Genomic DNA, 25,037 nt, shown 5'->3' with positions numbered 1-25,037 from the left:
GGGGGGCCCGGGGGGTCGCCCCCCCGACAAAATGCGAAGAGTCCCCCGGGAAGCCGCAAAGCGGCGACCAAGGGGACTCCAGACTCGTAGCGGGGGCAGGATTTGAACCTGCGACCTCTGGGTTATGAGCCCAGCGAGCTACCGAACTGCTCCACCCCGCGGTGGTGTCTTAAGTCTATGGCATGGCGGGGAGTGGTTCGGTCGGGTGGCGTTATCTGGTGCAGGCGGGGATGTCGCCTTTGCCGGTGTTGAGGGCGTTGATGGCTTGGATGCTGGTGTGGAGGGTGTCGGCGCGGACGAGGCGGAGGCCGCCGGGGCGGGCGGCGAGGGCGTCGGCGCAGTTGTCCTTGGGGGTGAGGAAGACGGTGGCGCCGGCTTTGCGGGCGGCGATCATTTTCTGCTGGATGCCGCCGATGGGGCCGACTTGGCCTTCGGGGGTGATGGTGCCGGTGCCGGCGATGAACGCGCCCTGGGTGAGGGGGCCGGGGGTGAGCTTGTCGTAGATGGCGAGGGAGAACATGAGGCCGGCGGAGGGGCCGCCGATGTCGCCGACGCTGATGTCGATCTTGAAGGGGAACTTGTACTGGTCGGAGAGGACGATGCCGACGACGGCGCGTTTGCCGGTGGGGTCGGCGACGGTCGTGAGGGTGGCCTTGCCCTCCTTGCCGTCGCGCTTGTAGGTCAGGGTGACGCTGTCGCCGATCTTGTGCTTGGCCATGGTGCCGGTGACCTGGGAGACGCTGGTGACCTTGGCGCCGTCGAGCGCGGTGATCTCGTCGCCGGGTTTGAGGGCGCCGTCGGCGGGGCGTCCTTTCTGGACGCCGTCGACGATGACGCGGGTGGTGAGGGGGACGCCGAGTTCGTGGAGGGCGGCGGCTTCGGCGTTCTGCTGGGAGTCCTGCATCGCCCGGCTGTTCTCCTGGTCGACCTCTTTCGGCGACTCGTCCTTGGGGAAGATCGTCTCTTCGGGGACGATGGCGGTGTCGCCGTCGAGCCAGCCGCGGAGGGCGGTGAAGAGGTCGATGCGGCCGCCGGGCCCGCCGCGGTAGGTGACGGTGGTGAAGTTGAGGTGTCCCTGGTCGGGGTAGGTCGTGCGGCCGTCGATGCGGATGAGGGGCTGGCCTTTGTCGTTCGTGCCGAGGGTGTTGCTCGTGGGTCCGGGCATCAGCGCGACGTAGGGGACGCGCATGACGGAGCCGACGACGGCGAGCACGAGGACGAGCACGCTCGCGACGGTGAGCGTGGTGGCACGACGAGACATGCCGGAAACTCTATGCGCTCAGGGCGCTCAGCAGGCCCCGACCCACTCGTCGTCCCCGTCGGTGAAGGTCTGGTGCTTCCAGATGGGGACGCCGGCCTTGAGGTCGTCGATGAGCCGCCTGCAGGCGGCGAACGCTTCGCCGCGGTGGGGGCAGGACGCGGCGACGACGACGGCGATGTCGCCGATCTCCAGGTCGCCGACGCGGTGGACGGCGGCGAGGCCGAGGACGGGGAAGTCGGCGGCGACCTTCTCCATCACGGCGCGGAGTTCGCGTTCGACGGTGGGGTGGGCGCTGTAGGACAGGCGGGTGACGGCGCGGGCGTGGTCGTTGTCGCGGACGGTGCCGGCGAAGACGGCGATGCCGCCGGCGCCGGGGGCGCCGACGGCGGTGTACACCTCGTCGATGGACAGGGGCGTCTCGCGGACGCCGATCAGCCGGATGACGTCCCCGCCCGCAACGCTTTGGCTCACGTCCCGCAGGCTACCTCGCCGGGAGCGGCCTACTCCTCCCCGGACGCACCGGGTTCGTCGGGGTCGAAGGTGGCGGCGAGCGCCGCGGAGATGGCGGGGACGAGGTCGGGCCCTTGGAGGACCTCGTCGTCGTTGTCGTGGCGGCGCAGCCGGAGGGCGGAGTGGCGGGCGCCGTCGCGCAGGACGCCGACGACCATGCGCACGTCCTCCCGTTCGGGGTGGGACGCGGCGAACGCGGCGGCTTCGGCCTCGTCCTCCGGGATGTCCTCCTCGGCTTCGGGTGGCAGGACGACGCGTTCCATGACGAGGGCGCAGCCTTCGACGGCGTCGGGCCAGGCGATGGAGGCGAGGGCGTCCTCGATGGCGTCCTTCTCGGGCAGGGCGGGCTGTTCGAGCGCGGCGAGGGTGTCGGCGTCGGGGGGCAGGCCGAGCTGGTCGGCAAGGCCGGGTTCGGCGCGGCGGAGCTCGGTGCTCCGGACGAGGGCGTAGAGGCGGGGCGCGCTGTCCCAGCCCTCCTGGGCCGAGTGACGTTCGAGGTCCAGCACGACTTCTTCCAGATGACTCACGGGCCCATCTTTCCCCCAATCAGGACCCGCACATGCCGGAACCCTCGCGGCAGTCGGTAAGTTGCATCTACAGCACCGGCGGGCGGCCGGTGAGCGAGACCTCGATCGGAGGGCCCGATTTGACCTTCCGGACTCCCGCATTCGGGCGCCGGCTCGGTACCGGACGGACGCGGTTGGTCCTGCCGGTTCTGGTGGCGCTGGCCGTACTGCTGGTCGTCTTCATGGTCTTCACGACGACCTACACGAACCTGCTGTGGTACCGGTCCATCGGCTTCTCGTCGGTGTACACGACCCAGCTGCAGGCGAAGATCATCCTGTTCTTCGGGGCGGGGCTGCTGATGACGCTGGTCGTCGGCGCGAACGTGCTGGTCGCCTACCGGCTGCGTCCGGCGTACCGGCCGCTGTCGGTGGAGCAGCAGGGCCTGGAGCGGTACCGCTCGGTGATCGACCCGCGGCGCCGGCTGATCTCGGCGGGGCTGCTGGGCCTGCTGGGCGTGCTCACGGGCTCGTCGGTGGCGGGCCAGTGGCCGGTGTGGCTGGCGTTCCTGAACCGGACGCCGTTCGGCGTGACGGACCCGCAGTTCCACAAGGACGTGTCGTTCTACGTCTTCACGTACCCGTTCCTGCGGCTCGTCCTCGGCGTCGTCTTCGCGACGGTGATCCTGTCGATCCTGGCCGCGGTGATGGTGCACTACCTGTACGGGGGGCTGCGGCTGCAGGGGCCGGGCGACAAGGCGAGCCCGCCGGCTCGGGCGCACCTGTCGGTGCTGTTCGGGCTGTTCATCCTGCTCAAGGCGGTCGCGTACTGGTTCGACCGGTACGGCCTGATGCATTCCGAACGCGGGGTGACGACCGGCGCGTCCTACACGGACGTCAACGCCCTCCTGCCCGCGAAGACGATCCTCTTCGTCATCGCGCTGCTGTGCGCCGCGATGTTCTTCAGCAACCTGCTGCGCCGCGGCATGATGCTGCCCGGCGTCGGGTTCACGCTGCTGGTGCTGTCGGCGATCCTGCTGGGCGGCGTGTACCCGCTGCTCATCCAGCAGTTCCAGGTGAAGCCGGACGAACTGGCCAAGGAGCGCCAGTTCATCCAGCGCAACATCAAGTTCACCCGCGAGGCCTACGGGGTCAACAGCGCGAAGGTCGTCCCGTACGGGTCGGAGGCCGTGACGGACAAGAAGGCGCTCCAGGAGGACGCCGACAAGCTGAAGAACGGCGGCGTCCGCGTCCTCGACCCGAACGTGGTGGGCGAGACGTTCCAGCAGCTCCAGCGGATCCGGCCGTTCTACCAGTTCCCCGACACGCTCGACGTGGACCGCTACCAGGTGGGCGGCAAGCCCGTCGACACGGTCGTCGCGCTCCGCGAGCTGTCCGGGGCCCCGGCGGGGCAGCGCAGCTGGATCAAGGACCACATGGTCTACACGCACGGCTACGGCTTCGTGTCGGCCTACGGCGACCGGTTCGACTCCCGGGAGCCGGACTTCATCACCCGCGACATGCCGGCCTCCCAGAACCAGCAGATCAAGGTGACGCAGCCGGAGATCTACTTCGGGGAGCGGTCGCCGCGGTACTCGGTGGCCGGCGGGAGCGGCCAGCAGGAGCTGAACTACCCCGACAACAGCGACTCGGGGCAGCAGAGCAGCACCTATGACGGGCAGGGCGGCGTCCACGTCGACTCGTTCTTCCGCAAGCTGCTGTACGCGGCGAAGTTCCAGGACAAGAACCTGCTGCTGTCGGGCGCGATCAACAAGGACGCCAAGATCCTCTACGATCGGTCGCCGCGCGACATGGTGCAGAAGGCGGCGCCGTGGCTCACGCTGGACGGCGACCCGTACCCGGCGGTGGTGAACGGCCGCATCCTGTGGATCGTGGACGGCTACACGACGTCCAGCAGCTACCCGTACTCGGAGGAGATGAGCCTCGGGGAGGCGACCCGGGACACCATCACCGACACCCGGTCGGCGGTGGCGCGGCAGGCGAACGACCACATCAACTACATGCGGAACTCGGTCAAGGCCACGGTGGACGCCTACGACGGCAGCGTCCACCTGTACCAGTGGGACGAGAACGACCCGGTGACCAAGACGTGGATGAAGGTGTTCAAGGACACCGTCCAGCCGCGTTCGTCGATCCCGCCGGAGCTGGAGGCCCACTTCCGCTACCCGCAGGACCTGTTCAAGGTGCAGCGGAAGGTCCTCACCAAGTACCACGTGACGGACCCGTCGGCGTTCTACAACGGCGAGGGCTTCTGGGAGGTCCCGCAGGACCCGACGGTGAAGGGCAAGCGGCAGCCGCCCTACTACCAGAGCCTGCGGATGCCCGGCCAGGACGCCCAGTCGTTCGCGCTGACGACGGTGTTCAACCCGCGCAACAACCCGCAGCTGGCGGCGTTCATGTCGGTGGGGTCCACGCCGGGACGCGACTACGGGCAGATCCAGATCCTGCAGATGCCGCGCAACGCGCAGCCCGCCGGGCCCGGCCAGGTGCAGAACTCGTTCGAGACCGACTCGAAGGTGAAGAACGACCTGTTCGCGCTGCGGCAGGGCGGCACGAAGACCGTGGCCGGCAACCTGCTGACGATCCCGTTCGGCGGCGACCTGCTGTACGTGGAGCCGATGTACACCAAGGCGTCGGGCGGCAAGGAGCAGCAGCCGTACCCGATCCTCGGCAAGATCCTGGTGCGGTACGGGGAGAGCATCGCCGCCGCCGACACCTTCGACGACGCCCTGGACCAGGTCCTCGGCGGGACGGGCTCCACCACGCAGCCCGCCCCGCAGCCGGAGGCTCCGCCGGGCGGGGAGCTGACCGCGGCGGCGCAGAAGGCGATCAACGACCTGAACAAGGCCGTCACGGACTACGAGAACGCGCAGAAGAAGGGCGACTACCCGGCCATGGGCGACGCCTGGAAGCGGATCAAGGACGCGCAGGCGGCGCTTGCCGCGGCGGGCAGGGCCGTGCCGAAGGCGTCGCCGAGCCCGTCCCCGTCCGGGTCGCCGTCGCCGAGCGCGACACCGAGCGCCACGCCGTCGTCGAGCTGACGCCGCGCCCGGGCCGGCCGGCCTACCGGCCGACCGGGCCGGGCTATCTGCGGCGCTTGCGGGCGCGGCGGATCGCGGCGGCGGCGCCGATCGCGGCGACGGTGGCGCCGGCGGCGGTCGCCATCGTGGCCTCCTTGCCGCCGACGCGGCGCCCGACGACGGCGTGCCGTCCCGCGGTCTCCTCCATCACGGTGCGGAGCGCGGCGGCGTTGTCGTACATGGGCTTCCAGCCGGCGGCGCGCAGCCGGGCGCAGTCGACGACCCACGGGTAGGCGACGTAGTGCAGGTCGATGGCGGGCGCCGGGGTCATGCCGAGCCGGTGCAGCCGCTGCGCCATCCCGAAGGTGAGCGCGGCGGGCAGCTCGAAGCTGCGCTTGCCGGTGATCTCGGTGACCTCGTCGGGGCCGAGCCAGCCCTCGCAGCCGACGGCGACGGGCCCGCGCACGTCGTCGGTGACGACGGCGTCCAGCGCGGACGCGAGGTCCTCGATGTGGCAGAACTGCCAGCCGGGCGTGCTGCCCTTGACCGACAGCAGCCGCGGCGCCTCGAAGTGGCGGGTGACGACGGTGTCGATGCCGGGGCCGACGACCGCGGCGGGACGGACGACGGTGACGTCCAGGCCGGGATGGGTGACGGGCGCGGTCGCGGCCAGCTCCTCCATCTCCAGGTAGTCGCCGGCGATGCTGGTGCTGGCCTCGGCGAGCAGCGGCGCGTCCTCGCCCAGCGGCACCTCGTTCTCCGGGCCCGCCCCGTACACCATCGCGGACGTGACGAGGACCACCCGGCGGACGCGGGCGGCCGCGGCGGCGGTGACGACCGTCTGGGCGCCGCGGACGTTGTGGGTGCGGCGCTCGCGCGGATCCGCGTCCGGGGACCGCTCGATGTCGAGGTTGACGATGACGTCGACGTCGGAGAGCCGCCCCGACAGCAGCGGGTCGCGGATGTCGGTGACGCGCCAGGTGACGCCGGGCACGTCGCCGCGCTGCCCGTCGATGGCGACGACCTTGCGTATCTCTTCCCGTTCGGCGAGCCGGGCGGCCAGCAGCCGTCCCGCCCCGGACGCGGCGCCGGTGACGGCGACGACCGGGGCCTTGCTACGCCGAGGGCGAACCTTGCCCGTTGCCACGGGGCTGCCCCCTTCCTTGAGTACGCGACCTTGCCGGGACCGGCTAACGTTGCGGATATGAGCCCATCATGCATCCCAGGGGCGATCCGATGAGCAACACTCCCTTCGGCTTCAATCGTCCCGGTGACGGAGACGACGACGACCGGCCCCAGGATCCGTTCAAGGGCATGGGCGGCGACATGGCGCAGTTCGCCGACATGCTGCACCGGTTCGCCGACATGATCGGCGCGCAGGGCGCGGGCGGCGCGGCGGGCGGCCCGCTGAACTGGGATCTGGCCAAGAACATCGCGCGGCACACGGTGGTGGAGCAGGGCGATCCGTCGGTCGTCGACAGCGAGCGGCGCCAGGTCGAGGAGGCGCTGCGCCTGGCCGACCTGTGGCTGGACGAGCGGACGACGCTGCCCGCGGGCATCCGGACGCCGCAGGCGTGGAGCCGGTCCGAGTGGATCGAGCAGACGCTCCCCGTGTGGGCGAAGGTGTGCGACCCGATCGCCACCCGCATGGTCGAGTCGATGGGCGGGGCGCTCGGCGGCGGTGAGATCCCCGCCGACATGCAGGCGATGGCCGGCCCGCTGATCGGCATGGTCAAGCAGATGGCCGGGGCCATGGTCGGCGGCCAGGCCGGGCAGGCGCTCGGCGCGCTGGCCCGCGAGGTCACCGGCTCGGCCGACGTGGGCCTGCCGCTCGCCCCGGACGGCGTCGGCGCGCTGCTGCCCGCCGGCGTCGAGGCGTTCGGCGAGGGGCTGGAGGTCTCGTCCGACGAGGTCCGGCTCTACCTTGCGCTGCGCGAGGCCGCCCACCAGCGGCTCTTCACCCACGTCCCGTGGCTGCGCTCGCACCTGCTGGGCGCGGTGGAGGAGTACGCGCGCGGCATCACCGTCGACCTCTCGGGCATCGAGCAGGCCGTGCAGGGCCTTGATCTGAGCAACCCCGAGGCGCTCCAGGAGGCGCTCGGCGGCGAGATCCAGCTCCAGCCGGAGGAGACGCCGCGGCAGAAGGCGGCGCTGGCGCGGCTGGAGACGGCGCTCGCGCTGGTCGAGGGCTGGGTCGACACGATCGTGAACGAGGCCGCGGAGGGGCGGCTGCCCGAATCGGTGAAGCTGGCCGAGGCGGTGCGGCGCCGCCGCGCCACCGGCGGCCCGGCGGAGCGGACGTTCGCGACGCTGGTCGGCTTGGAGCTGCGGCCCCGCCGCCTCCGGGAGGCCGCCGTGCTGTGGCGGTCGCTGACCGAGGCGCGCGGCACGCAGGGCCGGGACGCGGTCTGGGACCACCCCGACCTGCTCCCGACGGCCGGCGACCTCGACGACCCGGAGGGCTTCGTCCGTGGTGGCGACGAGATCGAGGGCCTGTCCGACCTGGACCTGTCCAACCTGACCAAGGCGCCCGTGGAGGACGAGAAGCCCGACGACAAGGACCTCGGCGACGGCCCCGGCCCGGAGGATCCCGGTCCTGACGGCCCCGGTCCTGACGACGGCGGGCCTGACGACGGCGGGCCGCGCGCATGAGCGGGCCGCGTCCGTCCCGGGTGAACGGCTGCCGCTACGAGCCCGGGTCGTCCACGAACGCGATCCGGCGCCGCGTCGCGCGGGCGAGCCTGTGCTGGCAGCGCCCCCTCGACCAGGAACGCCGGCGCCGCCGCCCCGACAGCTCCCGCTACCCCCGCGTGGGCCGCGCATGACACGCCCCACCGCATGACGAACCCGGCGCGGGGTGTCCTCTATGAGGATGCCGTGCGGGTGCTGTCATCGTGGCGGGCGCCCGATGGGGAGCAGGAGCGGGTGCGGCGGGAGTTCCTGCGGCATCTGGAGGAGTATCCGGGCGACGGGATGTGGCGGGCGTGCGCGGCCGGGCACATCACCGCCAGCACCGCCGTACTCGATTCGTCCCGTGCCCGGGTGCTGCTGACCTTGCACGCGAAGGTCAAGGCGTGGCTCCAGCTCGGCGGTCACTGCGAGCCGGGCGACGCGACGCTCGCGGACGCGGCGTTGCGGGAGGCCACGGAGGAGTCCGGCATCGCGGGTCTGCGGCTGCTGCCGGAGCCCGTCCAGCTGGACAGGCATGCCGTCCGCTGCCATCCGGGGGGAAGCTGGCACCTGGACGTCCAGTACGTCGCGATCGCTCCGGAGGGGGCCCGGCACGCGGTGTCGGACGAGTCGGACGACCTTCGCTGGTTCCCGGTGGACGGTCTCCCCGACTCGGCCGATGACGCCGTCCGGCGCCTGGTGGCGCGGGCGATCACCGCGACCGGCTGACACTTCCGGAGGACCACGGGCGCGGCGCTTCTTTCCCGGTCGCCGGGTCAGCGGCTGAGGGGGTGGCCCTCCAGGAGGGCGCGGGTGTTCTCCCAGCCTTCCAGGCCCGGGTCCAGGAGGCGCAGGTCGTCGAGGGTGCGCAGGCGGTGCCAGCCGGGGCCTTGCGGGACGAGGCCGGGGCGGGGCGCGGCGGCGCGGAGGCCGGCGAGGGCGCCGGGGGTGTCGAGATCGACGTCCCGGAGGGCCGTGGCGAGCCAGTCCGGAAGCGGCAGGCGGGCGGCGAGTGCGACGAGTGCTCCGCCTTCGGCCTGGCAGGCGGCGGACGGGGCGCTGCCGAGGGCGCGGAACAGCTTGCCGAGCAGCAGCGGCGGCAGGTCGGGGGCGTCCGGCGCGACGAGCGCGGCGGTCTCGGCGCCGAGCGCGTGCAGCGCCGCGAACGCGCCGGCGAGCGTCGCCTCCCGGACGATGGGGGTGCCGGGCCAGGTGACCGCCTCGGCGTCCGGCTGGTCGGGCGGGTCCAGGACGAGCGCGGCCGTCACCAGTTCGAGCCCGGCGACGACCTCGTAGGTGTCCTCGAGCAGCGCGAGCCGGAGTTCGTCCGCGTCGATCCCCGGCGGGACGTCCCGGTCGCGGGGGGACGAGAGCACCGCGGCGAAGCGGGCGGAGGCTCCGGGCACCGGGCCTGGGGCGTCGGTCACCCGGCGACCTCGTGCGGGTACTCGTCACCGGGGTGCAGCCCGTCGCCGTGGTGCATGCCGTCCCCGGCGATCTCGCCGTCGGGCGCGTCCGCCTCCAGCGGCAGGTGCGCGGCGGCGGCCACGCCCTCCAGGTAGCCGCGGGCGCGGTCGGCCTTCGGATAGTTGCCGACCAGTTCCCAGAAGTCGGCGCCGTGGCCGGGGATGAGCAGGTGCGCCAGCTCGTGGACGAGGACGTAGTCGACCACCCAGCCGGGCATGCCGCGCAGCCGGGTGGACAGCCGGATCGTGCCGTCGTCCGGCGTGCAGGACCCCCAGCGGGTGCGCTGGTTGGCGACCCAGCGGACGCTGACCGGGTCGGCGCGGCCGTCCAGGTAGCGGCGGGACAGGTCGCGGGCGCGCGACTGCAGGTCGGCGTCGGTGGGCCGCCTGCGGCGTTCGCGCTCCTGGAGCCGTTCCAGGATGGTCGCGATCCACTGTTCCTCTTCGGCCTTGGTGAGCCTGGACGGAACCATCACCACCACCTTGTCGCCGTCGCGGTAGGCGGACACGGTTCGCCTGCGCCTGGCGCTGCGGCGGACCTCAACGTTAGGGGGCACGCCTGAACCGTACTCGAAAATTTGCCTCCGCCAAAGGGGGTGTTTGACGTCGCCGCAGGTCAGAGCCTATGTTTTGACCATCCGGCGGGAGGCTTCTGCAAATCCCCGAGAGAGGTGTCCACGGCTTTACTCGCCGGTGAATTGCGGGCTGCGCTTCTCCTTCTGTGCCGCCAGTCCTTCGATCATGTCGCGGGACGACATCGTCACCGGCTGCGCGAGCGACTCCCATCGCAGCGCCGACTCCATGTCGGTGTGCCCGCCGCCCGACAGGGCGACCTTGGTGAGCCGGGTCGCGATCGGCGCCTGCGCGGCGATCCGCGCGGCGACGCCGAGCGCCTCGTCCAGCAGGTCCGCGCGCGGGAACGCCCGGTTGACGAGCCCGTTCGCCGCCGCCTCGGCGCCGCTGAGGACGCGTCCGGCCAGCAGCATCTCGCGGGCCAGCGGCAGCCCCGCGACCTCGGGGAACAGCCAGGTCGCGGCCATGCCGGGGTGCAGTCCGAGGGCGGTGAACGGGGCGAGGAGCTTGGCGTCGTCCGCCGCGTAGCGCAGGTCGCAGGCGAGGGCGAGGCACAGTCCGGCGCCGACGGCGTGCCCGTTGACGGCGGCGATCGTCGGGACCTCCAGGCCGCGGATCGCCAGCCACGTCCGGTAGAACCCCAGCATGCGGTCGCGCAGCGGCGGGACGGCGACGGAGTTGGTGTCGGCCAGCCAGGAGAGGTTGCCGCCCGAGGTGAACGCGCTGCCGGCGCCCGTGACGACGACGCAGCGCAGGCCGGCGTCGGCGCGCAGGTCGTCGATCGCCGCCTTCCACGCGGCGGTCATCTCGTCCGACATCGCGTTGCGGCGGCCGGGGTCGTTCAGGGTGAGGACGGCGACCCCGTCGGGACGGCGTTCGACCAGCAGCACATCGGCGGAGTCTCCGGACATGCCCCGCACGCTACCGAATCCCACTCTGCCCACGTCTCCCCGCACCCGGCCGACTGGCCCCGCACGCTACCGAATATCACTCGGCCGCGCCCGCCGCACGCTCACGGACCCGCCGTGAGAAAGCGCACACTTACCATGTTGGGGCAGGTCAGGATTGGGGGCCGGTTTCGGCACCGGCGATACTTGCTGATGGTTGTGGCGTGAACGACACCCGATCACCGACAATGTACGGCGTGAGCGATCTTCCCCGCCGCGCGGTGACGCGGTCAGCAAAGCTGGCGTCCCTCCCCATCGGCTTCGCCGGACGCACCGCGCTCGGCGTCGGGAAGCGGACCTTCGGCAAGCCCGCCGAGGCCGTCGCGATGGAGATCCAGACGCGGACCGCCGAGCAGCTGTTCAAGGTCCTCGGCGAGCTCAAGGGCGGGGCGATGAAGCTCGGCCAGATGCTGTCGATCTTCGAGGCGGCGCTGCCGCCGGAGATCGCCGGCCCCTACCGGGCCACGCTGACCAAGCTGCAGGAGGCCGCTCCCCCGCTGCCGGTGTCGACCGTCCACAAGGTGCTCGCGGAGTTCCTCGGGGAGGACTGGCGCGACTACTTCGAGTCGTTCGACGACCGGCCGGCCGCCGCCGCGTCCATCGGCCAGGTGCACCGCGCCGTCTGGCACGACGGCCGGGCCGTCGCGGTGAAGGTGCAGTATCCGGGCGCCGGCAAGGCGCTGATCAGCGACTTCAACCAGCTCGCCCGGCTCGGCCGGCTGTTCGGCGTGCTGATGCCGGGGCTGGACGTCAAGTCGATGCTCGCCGAGCTCAAGGAGCGGGTGGTCGAGGAGCTCGACTACACGATCGAGGCCGAGTCGCAGTCCCTGTTCCGCGCGGCGTACCTGGACGACCCCGATTTCTACGTCCCCGAGGTCATCGCGCAGTCCGGCAACATCCTCATCACCGAGTGGATGGACGGCACCCTCCTCTCGAAGATCATCAGCGACGGCGACCAGGACACCCGGAACCACGCGGCCCTGCTGTACTGCCGGTTCCTGCTGTCCGGGCCGAAGCGGTGCGGGATGCTGCACGGCGACCCGCACCCCGGCAACTTCCGGCTGCTGGCGGACGGCCGGCTCGGCGTCCTCGACTTCGGCGCCGTCGACCGCATCCCCGGCGGCTTCCAGAAGCGGCTCGGGCTGCTGCTGCGCATCGGCACGATGGCCGACATCGACGAGATCGAGGACGCCCTGCGCCGGGAGGACTTCATCCGCGAGGGCGTGGAGGTCGACGCCGAGTCGCTGCAGGCGTTCCTCGCGCCGGTCACCGAGCCGTTCGTCACCGAGACGTTCAAGTTCAACCGGGAGTGGCTGCGCGACATGGCCGCCCGGGTCACCGACCTGCGTCCGTCCAACGTCGTCCGGCAGCTGAACCTGCCGCCCGAGTACGTGATCATCCACCGGGTGCTGTCGGCGGGCACCGGCGTGCTGTGCCAGCTGGAGTGCGAGATCCCGGCCCGCGCCGAGTCCCTGAAGTGGGTGCCCGGCTTCGCCGACGACGAAGACGGCAGTGTTGATTGCGACGCCCTTGGCGTCAGGCCCTAGAGGGCCTTCCTTCGGCGGGCGCCGCGCGCGATCGCTGCATCGCTCCGGCTCGCCCAGAGGCTCGCTGCGCGATCAGGTTCTCGCAAGCTCGAACCTGCCTTCGGACGCGATCGCAGCGGCCGAGGTCGCCGGTGGCTGAACCGGATGGCTGATGAGAGTGCGAGCAGCCCGCGACCCCGCGCACTGATGAGGTGCGCGGGGTTCGTGCGCTAGTGCCTGAGCCCTGGGGTCGGGACGTGGACGTACGTTTCGCCCGGCACCGTCGGGGCGAGCAGGACGCGCCGGACGCGGGACGCCCTCGTCCGGGCATCCCGGCGGGCGCGGCGGAGCGCGCGCACGCGGGCGGCCAGCTCGTCGGGGACGGTCACGGGTCTTCGTTCACGGGCGAGGTCCTGGCTGAGCATCGTCATCTCGTTCTCCCCGGCGGCCCGGAGGCGCGGTCCCCGCGTGGGGGCCACGCCTCCGGGGTCGATTCGGCTGAGCATGGCGGGCATCACTGCCTCACACCGTCACTTCGTCCGGCCGCGGGTGCTTGCGCGGGCGGCCACGCGGCCGCTTGCGCGGCACGATCACGCCGCGGACGAAGAGCTCACCGCCCCAGACGCCCCAGGGCTCCTGGCGCTCGAGCGCGCCGGCGAGGCACTCCTTGCGGAGCGGGCACTCCAGGCACAGGGCCTTGGCGAGCTCGACGTCGGCGGGAGCCTCGGCGAAGAACAGCTCCGGGTCGGTCCGGCACGGAAGCGTGAGGTCCTCCTCGCTGATCGCGAGGGCCCCCTGCATCACAGTCACCCTTGTTCCTCTCGTTGGATCTCAACGGAATGTGTCGGTGGGTTGTCTGGGCAAAGAAGAAGGCCGCGGATCCGGTGTCTGGATCCGCGGCCTGGGGGCTTGCCGGCCTTTTCTAGACCGGTCGCCTCCAGGGGTACGGACCCGACACGCCACGCTGGACGGTGGCGCCCACGTGGGCCGTGGCCGGAGCCGGAGCGTTCGTGTCCTCGATGAGGTGTTCGAAGACACTCCGCCCCTGGTCGTCCTGGATCAGCTGCTCAAAGCGCAGATCCGCGCGCTGCCACTCGCGCAGTCGCCCGCCGGGCGCCTGGAGATAGGCGCCGGGCATGGAGACGCGGGACATGGAAGCGCCGCGCACCGAGACACAAGGCATGGAGAGGCCGAGGTCGGCAGCCGTGCAGGACGACGCGAATTTCAGCAACGTGTTGCTCACCGGACTGCACACCACCTCTCTGGCTTCTCGGGGCCGGGGGCCGGCGGATCAAGATCCACACGGTCGGCCGGTTGATTGCTCGCGACGAGCGTACGGGGATTCCGCCGAATCAAGCAAGATATTTTTGACCTGCGGTTTCGTGGGTGACTTCACCCATTCCCCGGGAAACCCGTCCCGTCACCCCCGCGACTGGTCGCGCAGGCCGCGGAAGAACTCCCGGACGTCGTCCAGCAGCAGGTCGGGGGCGTCGTGGGCGGCCCAGTGACCGCCGCGGTCGTACTCGCGCCAGTGGACGATGTTCTTGTGGTCGCGCTCGGCGAAGCGGCGCAGGGGGCGGAAGTCGTAGGCGAACGACGCCAGCCCGATCGGGAACGTGGTGGGTTCGGTCTCCTGCTGCTCGTGGTGGTTCTCGTAGTAGAAGCGGGCCGTGGACGCCGACGTGTTCGTCAGCCAGTAGATGGTGGCGATGGTCAGGATCGTGTCGGGGTCGGGCAGGGCGGCCAGGAGCTGGCCGACCCAGGCCAGCTGGCCGGCCGGGGAGTCCGACAGCGCGTGCGCGAGGGTCTGCGGCTGCGCCTCCTGGGCCCGGTCGTGGATGGAGTGCTGGACGAACCCCTGGAGGAACTCCAGGTACTGCCCCTCCTCCGGGGTGAGCCCGGTGAGCTCCGCCGGGTCGCCCGCGGGGAAGGAGAAGATCTGGTTGACGTGGACGCCGATCACCCGGTCCGGGTGGCGGCGCCCGAGCCACGGGCTGACGATCGCGCCGGCGTCGTTGCCGTGCGCGCCGAAGCGGTCGTAGCCGAGGCGCGCCATCAGCTCGGCCCAGGCGTCGGCGGTGCGGGCCGAACCCCAGCCACTGGTCCGGGTCCGCGCCGAGAAGCCGAAGCCGGGCAGGGACGGGACGACGACGTGGAACGCGTCCGCCGGGTCGCCGCCGTGCCCCGCCGGGTCGGTGAGCGGGCCGATCAGGTCCAGGTACTCCACGAACGTGTTCGGCCAGCCGTGGGTGAGGATCAGCGGGGTCGCGTCCGGCTCCGGCGACCGGACGTGCAGGAAGTGGATCAGCTGGCCGTCGATCTCGGTCGTGTACTGCGGGAACTGGTTGATCCGCGCCTCCTGGGCGCGCCAGTCGAAGTCGATCCAGCGGGCCACCAGGTCCCGGACGAAGGAGACGGGCACCCCGTACTCCCAGCCCGGCTGGACCGGGCCCTTCTGGACGCCGTCGGTCACCTCGCTCTCGGGGAGCTCGTCGGCGAAGCGCGTGCGGGCCAGGCGGTCGCGCAGGTCGTCCAGGTCGGCCTGCGGCACGTCGATGCGGAAAGGTGTGATCTCGAAGCTCATCGGAGCCCTCCTCGTTCGGTACTCCGAGTCTGCTGAGCGGCGGCGCGCGGGAGTAGTGCCCCGTGCACCGGCCGGACTGCGGTCCGCACGCGCCCGACATGCAAAGTGCACATCCCTGCGAACTGCATAATTGCCGCCATGCACGACAGCCGCCTGCCGCTCTTCGCCGGGATCGTCCTGTTCTGGACGTACCGGGTCCTGGTGCTGTGGGTGGGCCCGGCCCCCGGCGACCGGGCCGGGGCGGCGGCGCTGCTCGCCGGGACGTGCGCGGCGCTCGCCCTCGGCGTCCTGCAGGCGCGGGCGCTGGCCTGGAGCGGCTCGCTCGGCAACCTCGCCGCGCAGGCGGTGCTGGTGTACGCGCCGCTGCTCGTCCTCGGCAACGCCTGGCGGCCGGCGGCGCCCCTGCTCATGGCGTCGGTGCTGCTGCTCGCCGCGCCCGCCCGCCTGCGGTGGCCGGCCGCCGCGGCCATCGTGGCCGCCGAGTTCGCGATCAGGACGGTCTGGCTGCCCGACGCCGGCGCGGGGTACGCCGTGTGGGCCGCCGTGGTGACGCTCACCGGCGGCCTCCAGTTCCTCGCCCTGGCGCGGCTCGGGCACCTGGTCCACGCGCTGGAGGCCACCCGCACCGAGCTGGCCGCCCGGCGCGCCGCCGGGGAGCGGCTGCGGATCGCGCGCGGGCTGCGCGCCGAGCTGGGGCGGCGGCTGTCGGCCGCCGCGGCGTCCGCCGACCCGGACGAGATCACGGCGGCCGCGCGGGCGGCGCTGGCCCGCGCCCGCTCGGTCGCCGACGACTACCGGGACCGGTCGCTGGCCGCCGAGATCGAGGCGGCGCGGGCGGTGCTCGCGGCGTCCGGCGTGCCGGTGCACGTCGAGGCGGACGCGGCCGCCCCGCGGGAGCCGAAGGCCGACGCGGCGCTGGCGGGGGTGCTGCGCCGCACCGTGGTGGCGGCCCTGCGGCACGGCGCCCCGGACGGCTGCGTGATCGAGTGCCGCACCGGTGCCGGCGGGCCGGAACGGCTGCGGGTGGCCTTCTCCGGTCCCGTGCCGTCGTTCGCGGAACCGCTCTCGGCCTCGTCCGCCGAGGTCGCCGACCTCGGCGGGCGGCTCGTCACCGGCCCCGCCGTGGAGGCGGAGATACCGCGGGCGCATGCCTGGACGGGCGGCCCGGTCAGCGCGGCGCCGTGGCTGGCCTTCGCCGTCCTCCTGGTCCTGGAGCTGGACCATCTCGGCACGGTCGCGACCAGCGTGGTCATGGCGCGGGACGCCGGCGTCGCGGTGGACCCGGCCCGCCTCGCGGTGGCGGCGGCCACGCTGCCGCTCGTCGCGGCGCTGCAGCTCTACCATGTGCTGCCGCGCGGCGAGGGCCGGCCGCGCCGCTGGGCGCTGCCGGCCCAGGTCGTGCTGATCCTGGCGGCGTTCGCCGTCGCGGGCCCGCTCGTGCCGGCGGACTACGGCGGGCTGCCCGCGACGTACGGGGGGCTGGTCGCGGGCGTGGTGCTGCTGAACGTGCGCCCGCCCTGGTCGTGGGCGGCGGCCGCCGCGCTGCTGCTGGTGCCGTTCCCGCTGCTGTACGGCCCGCGCCCGCCGGTGGTGGCGCTCCTCAGCCTGCTCGGCTCGGCCGCCTTCATGATCACCGTCTACGCGCTGGGCCGGCTGCCCGTCGCGGCGGCCCGGCTGGACGGGGCGCGCCGCGAGCTGGTCCGCACGTCGGTGCTGCGCGAGCGGCTGCGGATCGCGCGGGACGTGCACGACCTGCTCGGCTCGCAGCTGTCGGCGATCATCATCAGGGGCGGGATGGCGGCGGGCCCGGCGGACGCCGCGCGGCTGGCCGGGCTGGCGGGCGCCGCGCTGGCGACGGTCCGCTCGATCGGCGCGGAGCCCGCCCCGCTGCGGCTCGCCGCCGAGGTCGAGAGCGCGCGGGACCTGCTGACGACGGCGGGGGCGCGGGTCCGTGTCACCGTGGCGGAACCGCCGGCAGACGTCGCGGTCCTGTTCGCCGTCGTGCTGCGGGAATCGGTGACCAACGTGGTCCGGCACGCGCGGGCCCGGCGCTGCGAGATCACCATCACGCCCACCCGACTCCGCGTCTCCAACGACGGCGCGGGCAGGACGCGGCCCGGCGCTGGTGGGACACGCTCCGGCGCGGGCAGGACGCGGCCCGGCGCGGGCGGGACGGGGCTGGCCAACCTGCGCTCGCGCGCGGCCGAGGCCGGCGGCGCGCTGGCCGTCGAGCACGCGGCCGGCCGGTTCACCCTGACCGTCGAGGTGCCGGACGCGGGCCCGTCAGATCCAGCCCGCCTCGGTGGCGATGCGGATGGCGTCGACCCGGTTGCGTGCCCCCAGCTTGGTCACCGCTGACGCCAGGTAGTTGCGGACGGTCCCGTAGGACAGCCCGATCCGGGCGGCGATCTGCGGCGGCTCGGCGCCGGACGCGGTCAGCCGCAGCACCTCGCACTCGCGGTCGGTGAGCGGGCAGTCCGGGGCGTCGAGCGCGGCGAAGGCGAGTTGCGGATCGACCACCCGGCCCCCCGCGGCGACGGTGCGGACGGCGTCCACCAGCTCACTGGGCGCGCTGTCCTTGACCATGAACCCGGCGACCCCGGCCGCCATGGCCCGCCGCAGCGTCCCGGGCCGCCCGGCCCCGGTCAGGATCAGCGTGCGGCAGCCGGGCAGACGCCGGGCCAGTTCCGCCGCCGCGCTGACGCCGTCCAGGCCGGGCAGTTCGATGTCGAGCACGGCGACGTCCGGCTCGTCGCGCAACGCGGCGGCGACGATCGCGTTCCCGGCCGCGACCTGCGCGACGACCTCGATGTCGTCCTCCCGGTCGAGGAGCCCGGCCAGCGCCTCCCGCAGGATCCGCACGTCCTCCGCCAGCAGAACTCTGATCAACTGCCTGCCCCCTCGATCCCCCGCGGGCGGGGTGCCTCGTTCAGCGCCTGGGCTCGTCCGAGACCCGGACGAGGCCCTCCTGCATGACGGAGACGACCAGCTCGCCCGACCGGGTGAACACCTGGCCGCGGGCGAGGCCGCGGGCGCCGCCGGCGAACGGCGTGTCCTGGTAGTACAGCAGCCAGTCGTCGGCGCGGAACGGCCGGTGGAACCACATCGCGTGGTCGAGGCTGGCGCCCATCGTCCGCTTGTCGCCCCAGGCCAGGCCGTGGTTCAGCAGGACGGTGTCGAGCAGCGTCATGTCCGAGGCGTAGGTCATGAGGCAGACGTGCAGGAGCGGGTCGTCCGGCAGTTCGCCGTCCACTTTCAGCCACACCTTCGACTCGGGGGTGGCGAGCGACGGGTCCTTGGCCGCCTCCCACGTCAGCGGCGTGGCGTGCCGGATGTCGAAGGGGCGCCGGGTGACGAACTCGCGCGCGCCGACCTCGCCGAACACCGGCGTGAGGCGCGCCAGGCCGTCCGGCAGCGTCTCCGGGGCGGGGGCCTCCGGCATCGCGGCCTGGTGGGACGGCCCGTCCTCGACGATCTGGAACGACGCCGACAGCGTGAAGATCGCCTTGCCGTGCTGGATCGCCATGACCCGGCGCGTCGTGAACGACCGTCCGTCCCGGACCCGGTCGACGGTGTAGACGATCGGGACGAGCGGGTCGCCGGGCCGGATGAAGTAGGCGTGCAGCGAATGGACGGGCCGGTTCGCGGGGACGGTGCGCCCGGCGGCGACGAGCGCCTGGCCGGCCACCTGGCCGCCGAAGACGCGCTGCCGCCGCTCCTCGGGGCTGCGGCCGCGGAAGATGTCGGTCTCGATCTGTTCGAGGTCGAGCAGGTCCAGCAGGGCCTTCAGCGATTCCTTCACGGCGGTCAGTCTTCCCTATCGGCCACGGTGACCGGGATCTCACCCCCGCAGCACCTCGGGCGGGCCATCAGCCGGGTGACCAGGATCTCCCCAGGTGCCCGCCCCGCCGGGCGACGGGATCTTTTCCGGACTCAGTGTCCGCACAGGGTCAGGACGGCGTCGCCGTAGCGGTCGAGTTTGACCTTGCCGACACCCGGGATGCGGGCCAGGTCCTCCAGGGACTCGGGGCCGTGTTCGGCGATCGCCTGGAGGGTCGCGTCCGTGAACACGACGTACGCGGGGATCTTCTGCTCGGCGGCCACCTGGGCGCGCCAGTCCTTCAGCGCGATGAGGAGCTCCTCGTTCAGCTCGGACGGGCAGTCCTCGCAGCGGCCGAGCTTGCGTTCGACGGCGGCGGTGAGCGGGCGTCCGCAGACCCGGCACGGCTGCGGGCCCTTGGCGGGGCGGCGCTTGGAACGGTCGGCGCGGGGCGGCGTGTGCGTGGTGGTCTTGCCCGTCAGGCCGTCCAGGAAGCGGGACGGGCGGCGCGTCTGCGACCCGCCGGGCGAACGCGACAGCGCCCACGAGAGCGCCAGATGGACACGCGCCCGCGTCACCCCCACGTACAGCAGGCGGCGCTCCTCCTCGATCTGCGCGGGCGTCTTGGCGTAGATGATCGGCAGCGTGCCCTCGGCCAGCCCGACGAGGAACACCGCGTCCCACTCCAGGCCCTTGGCGGCGTGCAGGGACGCCAGCGTGACGCCCTCCAGCGGCGGCGCGTGCTGCGCGGCGGCGCGCTCCTCCAGTTCGGCGACGAAATCGGGGAGCCCGGCCTTCGGGTTGTCGGCGGCCATGTCCTCGGCGAGCTGGGCGAGCGCGGCGAGCGACTCCCAGCGCGCGCGGGCCGCGCCCGCGCCCTCGGGCGGCAGGTCGGAGAACCCGGCCCCGGACAGGACGTGCCGGACGGTCTGGATCAGCCCCATGCCGTCGGTCTCGGCGTCGCCGCCCGCCCGCGCCGCGCCGCGCAGCCGGACCACCGCCTCGCGCACCTCGGGCCGTTCGAAGAACCGCTCCGCGCCCCGCAGCACGTACGGGACGCCCGCCGCCGCCAGGGCCGACTCGTACGTCTCGGACTGCGCGTTGATCCGGAACAGGATCGCGATCTCCCGCGCGGGAACGCCCTCGTCGATCAGCTTGCGGGCCTGCCGCGCGGCGTCGTCGGCCTCGGCGACCTCGTCGTCGTACTCGTTGAACACCGGCTCGGGGCCGTTCTCCCGCTGGGCGAGCAGCTCCAGCCGGTGCCGCGCGCCCCGCGCCTGCCCGATCACCCCGTTCGCCAGCCGGACGACCTGCGGCGTCGACCGGTAGTCGCGGACGAGCTTCACGACCTTCGCGTCCGGATGCTCGCGGGTGAAGTCGAGCAGATGCGACGGGGACGCGCCGGTGAACGAGTAGATCGTCTGGTTGGGGTCGCCGACGACGCACAGGTCGTCGCGGTCGCCGAGCCAGGTGTCGAGGAGCATCTTCTGCAGCGGGTTGACGTCCTGGAACTCGTCCACCACGAAGTACCGGTACTGCTCGCGGACCTGGTTCGCGACCTCCCGGTGCTCGGTGAGGACGGCCGCGGTCAGCTCCAGCATCCCCTCGAAGTCGAGCAGGTTGCGCTCGCGCCTGAGCTGCTCGTACATCGCGTAGACGCGGGCGACGTCCACGATCTCGGCGGGCGGCTTCCGGCCGGCCTTGACGACGGCGGCGGGGTAGTCCTCGGGACGGTTCTGGGTGACCTTCGCCCATTCGATCTCGCTCGCGAGGTCGCGCAGCTCGGTCCGCGCGAACGACAGCCGGCACGCCCGCGCCGCGTCCGCGACGACGCCGATCTTCGAGTCGATGATCTTGGGTGGCTCGCCGCCGACGACGCGCGGCCAGAAGTAGGTGAGCTGCCGCAGCGCCGCCGCGTGGAACGTCCGGGCCTGGACGCCGGGCGCGCCCAGCTGCCGCAGCCGGCTCCGCAGCTCCCCCGCCGCCCGCGTCGTGAACGTCACGGCGAGCACCCGCTGCGGCGTGACGACACCGGTCAGCGTCGCGTACGCGATCCGGTGCGTGATGGCCCTGGTCTTGCCCGTCCCGGCGCCCGCGAGCACGCACACCGGCCCCTTCACCGCCTCGGCGACCGACCGCTGTTCGGGGTCGAGTCCCGCCAGCACCGACTCAGCCAACATGCCCCCATACTCGCAGCCCGTCCCACCTGCCTCAGCCGGTACGCCCACCTGTGGACAACGAAGGAATGCGCGCGGCCTGCCCGCTGTTCTGCCGTAGGCACGAATTCGTCCGGACGAACGAGGGAGACGACGAAGCGATGGCGACGCCTTCGACCGCCCATGGCGCGGGCCCGAGCGGCCAGCTCACCATGTACACGACCACCTGGTGCGGGTTCTGCCGCCGGCTGAAGAGCCAGCTCGCCCGGGACGGAATCGAGATGGTCGAGGTCGACATCGAGCGCGACCCGGCGGCCGCCGACTTCGTCATGAGCGTCAACGGCGGAAACCAGACGGTGCCGACCGTGCTGTTCCCCGACGGTACGGCCGTGACCAACCCGAGCGCCAAGGACGTCAAGCGCCGCCTGGCGGAGATAGCGAAGACGCACTGAGCCCGTCGTGAAGAAGGCCCGCCGGCCACCAGGCCGGCGGGCCTTTCTCAACCCCGCGTATCTCAACCCCGCGTGCCCGGGCGGGTCAGAAGGGCTGCATCTTGGGGAGTTCGCCGCCGTACCAGCGCATGATGAGCTGCGCGGCGATGGACAGCGGGCCCGGCGCGACGATCTCGCCCGCGTCGATGGCGGCGCGCAGTTCGCCGCGGGTGTACCAGGCGGCGTCCAGGATCTCCTCGGGGTCGGGGTTCAGCGGGACGTCGCCGTCCGCCCGCGCGGTGAAGCCGAGCATGAGGCTCTGCGGCAGCGGCCACGGCTGGCTGCCGAGGTAGTGGACGTCCCGGACGGCCAACCCGACCTCCTCCTTCACCTCGCGCGCGACGGCCTGTTCGAGCGATTCGCCCGGTTCGACGAACCCGGCGAGGATCGAGCGGCGGTCGGCGGGCCATTGCGGGCCGCGGGCGAGCAGGACGCGGTCGGCCTCGTCCGTCACCAGCATGATCACGGCGGGGTCGACGCGCGGGAAGTGCTGCGAGCCGTCCTTCGGGCAGACGCGCACGTGCCCGGCCGACGACACCCCGGTCTCGGTGCCGCAGCGCGGGCAGTACCGGTTGGTGTTGTGCCAGTGCTCCAGCGCGACGGCGTGGGTGAGCAGCCCGGAGTCCCGGTCGCCGAGGAGGGCGCCGACGCGGCGCAGCCCGGCCGTCTCCGCACCCTCGATGGCGGGAAGCCGGCCGGACACGCCGAAGTAGACGGTGCCGTCGTCGTCCGCGCCGAGCAGCCAGCGCTCGCCGTCCGGCGCCCGGTCGGGCGGGAGCAGGACGAGCGCGGGGTCCGGCTCGTGGGTCACGAGCGCCCTTCCGTCCTGGACGACGAGGACCCGCGTCCTCGGATCGGTCCAGGCGGCGTCCAGCCAGGCGTCGTCCTTGCGGTTCAGCGCGACCCGGTCGAGCGTGCCGCGCGCGAGCGCGAGCCACTCAAGGCTCTCTGTCACAGGGGGCTCCTCTCCGGGTGTGTCAGCGCAGCGCGGTGGCGAGTTCTTCCCACAGGTGCGCGGCGGCCTCGGCGCCCTTGAGCAGCAGCGGGATCTCGACCTTCTCGTTGGGGGCGTGGATGCGGTCGCCGTTCAGCCCGACCGCGACGAAGATCAGCGGCGCGTCCAGGACGTCGGCGAGGTCGGCTTCGGGGCCGCTGCCGCCCTCGCGGGTGAACAGCACCTCGGTGCCGAACGCCCGCTCCATGGCGCGCCGCGCGGCGGCGACGCCGGGCGAGTCGATGGGCGAGAAGCACGGCCGGACGCCGCCGCCCGGGGTGCGGACCTCGGCGTCCACGCCGGGCGGGACGTGCTCGGCGACCCACGCCTTGAACGACTCCTGGACCTTGGCGGGGTCCTGGCCGGCGACGAGCCGGAACGAGATCTTGGCGTGCGCGTCGCGCGGGACGATCGTCTTGCCGCCGGGCCCGGTGTGCCCGCCCCACATGCCGTTGATCTCGGCGGTCGGGCGCGCCCAGATGCGTTCGAGGGTGGTGTAGCCCTTCTCGCCCTGCGCGGCGCGGCTGTCGCCGGCGGTGCGGAGCCACTCGTCCTCGTCGAACGGGAGGCGCGCGAACAGTTCGCGCTCCTCGTCCGTCAGCGGGACGACGTCGTCGTAGAAGCCGGGGAGGGTGACGCGCCCGTCGGCGTCGTGCAGGGCGGCGAGCAGCACGGCCATCGCCTGCAGCGGGTTCGGGACGGCGCCGCCGAACGAGCCGGAATGCAGGTCGGTGGACGGGCCGCGCAGCGTGACCTCGGCCTCGGTGAGCCCGCGCATACCGGTGCACATGGACGGGACGTCCGCCGCCCACATCGTGGTGTCGCTGATGACGACGGCGTCGCAGGCGAGGCGGTCGCGGTGGGTGCGGAGCAGGTCGGCGAAGTGCACCGACCCCGACTCCTCCTCGCCCTCCACCAGCAGCTTGACGGTCACGGGCGGGGCCTGCCGCCCGGACGCGGCGAGCAGCGCGCGGATGCCGAGCGTGTGGAAGAAGATCTGCCCCTTGTCGTCGGACGTGCCGCGCCCGATGAGCCGGTCGCCCCGCTCGACGGGCTCGAACGGCGCGGTCTCCCACTCCTCCAGCGGCTCGACCGGCTGGACGTCGTGGTGGCCGTAGACGACGACGGCGGGCGCGTCCGGGTCCTCGGCGGGCCATTCGGCGAAGACGGCGGGCAAGCCGCCCGTCTCCCAGGTCTCGACGGTGGGGAAGCCCTGTTTGCGCAGGTGGGCGACGAGCCAGTCGGCCGACGCCCGCACGTCGGCGGCGTGGGCGGGGTCCCCGGAGATGGACGGGATCGCCAGCCACTCCTTGAGGTCGGCGACGAACCGGTCCCGTTCGGCCTGGATGTACCCGGCTAGGTCGTTCACCCGCATGCCCCTTTGCATGTGTGTTGTCGTACCGTTGCACCTGCACCGGTCTTCGCAGGCCATACCGCCGCGAGCTTACATCGGTGTCAACGCACTGTTAGGGGAAGCAGCTTTGATCCTCATAGATCCGCCGCTGTGGCCCGCGCGCGGCCGTGTCTGGTCGCACATGGTGAGCGACGTTTCGTACGAGGAACTGCACGCGTTCGCCGCCGAACTGGGGATGCCACCCAGGGCGTTCGAACGCGACCACTACGACGTCCCGTCCGAGCTTTATGAGGCGGCCGTGCTGCAGGGGGCCCGGGCGGTGGGCTGCCAAGAGCTGCTCTTGCGGCTCACCAGGGCGGGCCTGCGTCGGCGCAAGGAGTACCACCCGCGCGTCATGCGCTGAGCAGCATCAACTCTGTGCGGACGTTGTTGCGCGCGCGCTCTTCGAACCGTTCGCGGGCGGCGGGCGTGTGGAAGAGCTTGGGGAGCGCCAGCAGGCCGTTGAGCACTTCGGCCCGTCCGGCGTTGAAGAACTCGTCGGGGACGAACGCGTACTCCTCCCGGACGGCGGCGGCGTAGGCGGCGTACTCGACGGGGTCCGCGCCGAGGATGGCGAGGTCCGCGTCGCACAGGACCTGGCCGTTGCGGTCGTCCTCGTCCGGTGCGTGCGTGGCGGTCAGCTCCACCAGCCGGACGACCTCCTGGACGTCGGCGGGCGCGAGGTCGGTGTCGGCGAGCATGCGGGCGGCGAGGCGGGCGCTGCGCTCCTCGTTGTCGGCGCGCTCGGGGTCGTAGACGGCGTCGTGGAACCAGGCGGCGAGCCGGACGGCGTCGGGGTCGGCGGCGTGCCCCGCCAGCTCGTCCACGAGGTCGAGGACGGCGGTCAGGTGCGCCCGGGTGTGGTAGCGGCGGTGCGGCTCGCCGTAGCGCTCGTCCAACTCAGTCCCGATATGCCGGATATGAGGCCCTGTCAGCGCGACCCACCGGTCGACAAGATCCATGACCCCATCCTGGCGGATGCCGCCGCGGCCGGGACACGCGGTGCCGCCGTTCTTGCGTGCGCCGTGCCGCCCCGCCACTATGGTGATCACTAAGAGTTAGGCAAGGCTTACCTCACTACCGCTGACCTCACTACCGCCCG

Annotated in this window: 25 protein-coding genes and 1 tRNA gene; 8 read left to right on the top strand and 18 right to left on the bottom strand. The window is 72.6% G+C overall.

What is annotated here, in order from left to right:
• Positions 1-87: 87 nt before the first annotated feature.
• The 4 genes from AL2_RS12575 to AL2_RS12560 all read right to left on the bottom strand — a co-directional run bounded on the left by AL2_RS12575 (position 88) and on the right by AL2_RS12560 (position 2,298).
• Positions 88-161 (bottom strand) — tRNA-Met (locus AL2_RS12575).
• Positions 162-211: 50 nt separating this feature from the next.
• Entirely contained in the window at positions 212-1,261 is a 1,050-nt protein-coding gene (locus tag AL2_RS12570) for a YlbL family protein (RefSeq protein ID WP_067633328.1), read from the bottom strand.
• A 27-nt stretch (positions 1,262-1,288) separates the two neighbouring features.
• Positions 1,289-1,732 (bottom strand): molybdenum cofactor biosynthesis protein MoaE, encoded by a 444-nt coding sequence (locus AL2_RS12565; protein ID WP_083946452.1) that lies wholly within the window; start codon positions 1,730-1,732, stop codon positions 1,289-1,291.
• Positions 1,733-1,761: 29 nt separating this feature from the next.
• Positions 1,762-2,298 carry a PPA1309 family protein gene (locus AL2_RS12560; RefSeq protein ID WP_083946451.1) on the bottom strand — a complete coding sequence of 179 codons (537 nt, stop codon included), beginning with the start codon at positions 2,296-2,298 and terminating at the stop codon, positions 1,762-1,764.
• 173 nt (positions 2,299-2,471) lie between these two features.
• Between AL2_RS12560 and AL2_RS12555 the strand changes: the two genes are divergently transcribed.
• Complete coding sequence (locus tag AL2_RS12555; protein ID WP_312032913.1) at positions 2,472-5,336, top strand: UPF0182 family membrane protein; 2,865 nt, start codon at positions 2,472-2,474, stop codon at positions 5,334-5,336.
• Positions 5,337-5,379: 43 nt separating this feature from the next.
• Here AL2_RS12555 and AL2_RS12550 read toward each other — a convergent pair whose 3' ends face one another.
• Positions 5,380-6,462 carry an NAD-dependent epimerase/dehydratase family protein gene (locus AL2_RS12550; protein WP_067633324.1) on the bottom strand — a complete coding sequence of 361 codons (1,083 nt, stop codon included), beginning with the start codon at positions 6,460-6,462 and terminating at the stop codon, positions 5,380-5,382.
• A gap of 89 nt (positions 6,463-6,551) precedes the next feature.
• On the opposite strand from AL2_RS12550, the gene AL2_RS12545 reads away from it, so the two are divergent.
• From AL2_RS12545 to AL2_RS12540, 3 genes are read left to right on the top strand one after another with little or no spacing between them, the layout of a single operon-like run.
• The gene (locus AL2_RS12545) at positions 6,552-7,967 is read left to right on the top strand and encodes a zinc-dependent metalloprotease (RefSeq protein ID WP_067633322.1); all 1,416 of its coding nucleotides are present in this window, start codon (positions 6,552-6,554) and stop codon (positions 7,965-7,967) included.
• Complete coding sequence (locus tag AL2_RS37385; protein WP_157438125.1) at positions 7,964-8,140, top strand: hypothetical protein; 177 nt, start codon at positions 7,964-7,966, stop codon at positions 8,138-8,140. The genes AL2_RS12545 and AL2_RS37385 overlap by 4 nt, the downstream gene beginning before the upstream one ends.
• A 13-nt stretch (positions 8,141-8,153) precedes the next feature.
• Positions 8,154-8,714 (top strand): NUDIX hydrolase, encoded by a 561-nt coding sequence (locus tag AL2_RS12540; RefSeq protein ID WP_067633321.1) that lies wholly within the window; start codon positions 8,154-8,156, stop codon positions 8,712-8,714.
• A 47-nt stretch (positions 8,715-8,761) separates the two neighbouring features.
• Here AL2_RS12540 and AL2_RS12535 read toward each other — a convergent pair whose 3' ends face one another.
• The 3 genes from AL2_RS12535 to AL2_RS12525 form a co-directional block, all read right to left on the bottom strand.
• Positions 8,762-9,412 (bottom strand): hypothetical protein, encoded by a 651-nt coding sequence (locus AL2_RS12535; RefSeq protein ID WP_210748747.1) that lies wholly within the window; start codon positions 9,410-9,412, stop codon positions 8,762-8,764.
• Complete coding sequence (locus tag AL2_RS12530) at positions 9,409-10,008, bottom strand: M48 metallopeptidase family protein (protein ID WP_168444864.1); 600 nt, start codon at positions 10,006-10,008, stop codon at positions 9,409-9,411. The genes AL2_RS12535 and AL2_RS12530 overlap by 4 nt, the downstream gene beginning before the upstream one ends.
• 126 nt (positions 10,009-10,134) lie before the next feature.
• Positions 10,135-10,935 (bottom strand): enoyl-CoA hydratase/isomerase family protein, encoded by an 801-nt coding sequence (locus tag AL2_RS12525; protein WP_067633318.1) that lies wholly within the window; start codon positions 10,933-10,935, stop codon positions 10,135-10,137.
• Positions 10,936-11,168: 233 nt separating this feature from the next.
• Between AL2_RS12525 and AL2_RS12520 the strand changes: the two genes are divergently transcribed.
• Positions 11,169-12,518, top strand: a complete 1,350-nt coding sequence (locus AL2_RS12520) for an ABC1 kinase family protein (protein ID WP_067633739.1) — start codon at positions 11,169-11,171, stop codon at positions 12,516-12,518.
• A gap of 209 nt (positions 12,519-12,727) precedes the next feature.
• On the opposite strand, the gene AL2_RS12515 is transcribed toward AL2_RS12520, so the two are convergent.
• From AL2_RS12515 to AL2_RS12500, 4 genes are all read right to left on the bottom strand, one after another.
• Positions 12,728-12,928, bottom strand: a complete 201-nt coding sequence (locus AL2_RS12515; protein ID WP_157438124.1) for a hypothetical protein — start codon at positions 12,926-12,928, stop codon at positions 12,728-12,730.
• A gap of 91 nt (positions 12,929-13,019) precedes the next feature.
• Positions 13,020-13,298 (bottom strand): WhiB family transcriptional regulator, encoded by a 279-nt coding sequence (locus tag AL2_RS12510; RefSeq protein WP_067633301.1) that lies wholly within the window; start codon positions 13,296-13,298, stop codon positions 13,020-13,022.
• Between the two features lie 121 nt (positions 13,299-13,419).
• On the bottom strand, positions 13,420-13,740 hold the full coding sequence (locus AL2_RS12505) for a hypothetical protein (protein WP_067633292.1): 321 nt from the start codon (positions 13,738-13,740) through the stop codon (positions 13,420-13,422).
• 177 nt (positions 13,741-13,917) lie between these two features.
• Positions 13,918-15,081 carry an epoxide hydrolase family protein gene (locus tag AL2_RS12500; protein WP_067633290.1) on the bottom strand — a complete coding sequence of 388 codons (1,164 nt, stop codon included), beginning with the start codon at positions 15,079-15,081 and terminating at the stop codon, positions 13,918-13,920.
• A gap of 138 nt (positions 15,082-15,219) precedes the next feature.
• Between AL2_RS12500 and AL2_RS12495 the strand changes: the two genes are divergently transcribed.
• On the top strand, positions 15,220-17,439 hold the full coding sequence (locus AL2_RS12495) for a sensor histidine kinase (protein ID WP_067633288.1): 2,220 nt from the start codon (positions 15,220-15,222) through the stop codon (positions 17,437-17,439).
• On the opposite strand, the gene AL2_RS12490 is transcribed toward AL2_RS12495, so the two are convergent.
• The 3 genes from AL2_RS12490 to AL2_RS12480 all read right to left on the bottom strand — a co-directional run bounded on the left by AL2_RS12490 (position 17,365) and on the right by AL2_RS12480 (position 21,081).
• Positions 17,365-17,970: a response regulator transcription factor gene (locus AL2_RS12490; RefSeq protein WP_067633286.1), complete on the bottom strand. Its 606-nt coding sequence runs from the start codon at positions 17,968-17,970 to the stop codon at positions 17,365-17,367. The genes AL2_RS12495 and AL2_RS12490 overlap by 75 nt on opposite strands.
• Before the next feature lie 40 nt (positions 17,971-18,010).
• Positions 18,011-18,883, bottom strand: coding sequence for an acyl-CoA thioesterase II (gene tesB / locus AL2_RS12485; RefSeq protein ID WP_067633284.1), 873 nt, complete (start codon positions 18,881-18,883; stop codon positions 18,011-18,013).
• Positions 18,884-19,014: 131 nt separating this feature from the next.
• A complete protein-coding gene (locus AL2_RS12480) occupies positions 19,015-21,081 on the bottom strand; it encodes an ATP-dependent DNA helicase UvrD2 (RefSeq protein ID WP_067633282.1) in 2,067 nt (688 codons plus the stop codon).
• 137 nt (positions 21,082-21,218) lie between these two features.
• Here AL2_RS12480 and AL2_RS12475 point away from each other — a divergent pair, with 137 nt between their 5' ends.
• Entirely contained in the window at positions 21,219-21,509 is a 291-nt protein-coding gene (locus AL2_RS12475) for a mycoredoxin (protein WP_067633738.1), read from the top strand.
• Positions 21,510-21,594: 85 nt separating this feature from the next.
• Here AL2_RS12475 and nudC read toward each other — a convergent pair whose 3' ends face one another.
• Both nudC and AL2_RS12465 read right to left on the bottom strand, forming a co-directional pair.
• Positions 21,595-22,503 carry an NAD(+) diphosphatase gene (nudC, locus tag AL2_RS12470; protein WP_067633280.1) on the bottom strand — a complete coding sequence of 303 codons (909 nt, stop codon included), beginning with the start codon at positions 22,501-22,503 and terminating at the stop codon, positions 21,595-21,597.
• 22 nt (positions 22,504-22,525) lie between these two features.
• The gene (locus tag AL2_RS12465) at positions 22,526-23,917 is read right to left on the bottom strand and encodes a dipeptidase (RefSeq protein WP_067633278.1); all 1,392 of its coding nucleotides are present in this window, start codon (positions 23,915-23,917) and stop codon (positions 22,526-22,528) included.
• A 106-nt stretch (positions 23,918-24,023) separates the two neighbouring features.
• On the opposite strand from AL2_RS12465, the gene AL2_RS12460 reads away from it, so the two are divergent.
• A complete protein-coding gene (locus tag AL2_RS12460; RefSeq protein WP_067633276.1) occupies positions 24,024-24,299 on the top strand; it encodes a DUF4031 domain-containing protein in 276 nt (91 codons plus the stop codon).
• On the opposite strand, the gene AL2_RS12455 is transcribed toward AL2_RS12460, so the two are convergent.
• Positions 24,289-24,834 (bottom strand): HD domain-containing protein, encoded by a 546-nt coding sequence (locus tag AL2_RS12455; protein ID WP_245666587.1) that lies wholly within the window; start codon positions 24,832-24,834, stop codon positions 24,289-24,291. The two genes, AL2_RS12460 and AL2_RS12455, sit on opposite strands and share 11 nt — an antisense overlap.
• Positions 24,835-25,037 lie beyond the last annotated feature (203 nt).

Source organism: Actinomadura latina NBRC 106108 (assembly GCF_001552195.1).
Lineage (GTDB): Bacteria > Actinomycetota > Actinomycetes > Streptosporangiales > Streptosporangiaceae > Spirillospora > Spirillospora latina.
The sequence above is the reverse complement of the archived record's forward strand: the minus strand, read 5'-3'. Positions and strand labels throughout refer to the sequence as shown.

Excerpts from the sequence above, each read along its gene's own strand:
- AL2_RS12570 (WP_067633328.1), bottom strand. The coding sequence starts at position 1,261 with ATGTCTCGTCGTGCCACCACGCTCACCGTCGCGAGCGTGCTCGTCCTC.
- AL2_RS12545 (WP_067633322.1), top strand. The coding sequence starts at position 6,552 with ATGAGCAACACTCCCTTCGGCTTCAATCGTCCCGGTGACGGAGACGAC.
- AL2_RS37385 (WP_157438125.1), top strand. The coding sequence starts at position 7,964 with ATGAGCGGGCCGCGTCCGTCCCGGGTGAACGGCTGCCGCTACGAGCCC.
- AL2_RS12540 (WP_067633321.1), top strand. The coding sequence starts at position 8,154 with ATGACGAACCCGGCGCGGGGTGTCCTCTATGAGGATGCCGTGCGGGTG.
- AL2_RS12525 (WP_067633318.1), bottom strand. The coding sequence starts at position 10,935 with ATGTCCGGAGACTCCGCCGATGTGCTGCTGGTCGAACGCCGTCCCGAC.
- AL2_RS12515 (WP_157438124.1), bottom strand. The coding sequence starts at position 12,928 with ATGACGATGCTCAGCCAGGACCTCGCCCGTGAACGAAGACCCGTGACC.
- AL2_RS12510 (WP_067633301.1), bottom strand. The coding sequence starts at position 13,298 with ATGCAGGGGGCCCTCGCGATCAGCGAGGAGGACCTCACGCTTCCGTGC.
- AL2_RS12500 (WP_067633290.1), bottom strand. The coding sequence starts at position 15,081 with ATGAGCTTCGAGATCACACCTTTCCGCATCGACGTGCCGCAGGCCGAC.
- AL2_RS12495 (WP_067633288.1), top strand. The coding sequence starts at position 15,220 with ATGCACGACAGCCGCCTGCCGCTCTTCGCCGGGATCGTCCTGTTCTGG.
- AL2_RS12480 (WP_067633282.1), bottom strand. The coding sequence starts at position 21,081 with ATGTTGGCTGAGTCGGTGCTGGCGGGACTCGACCCCGAACAGCGGTCG.
- AL2_RS12475 (WP_067633738.1), top strand. The coding sequence starts at position 21,219 with ATGGCGACGCCTTCGACCGCCCATGGCGCGGGCCCGAGCGGCCAGCTC.
- AL2_RS12465 (WP_067633278.1), bottom strand. The coding sequence starts at position 23,917 with ATGCGGGTGAACGACCTAGCCGGGTACATCCAGGCCGAACGGGACCGG.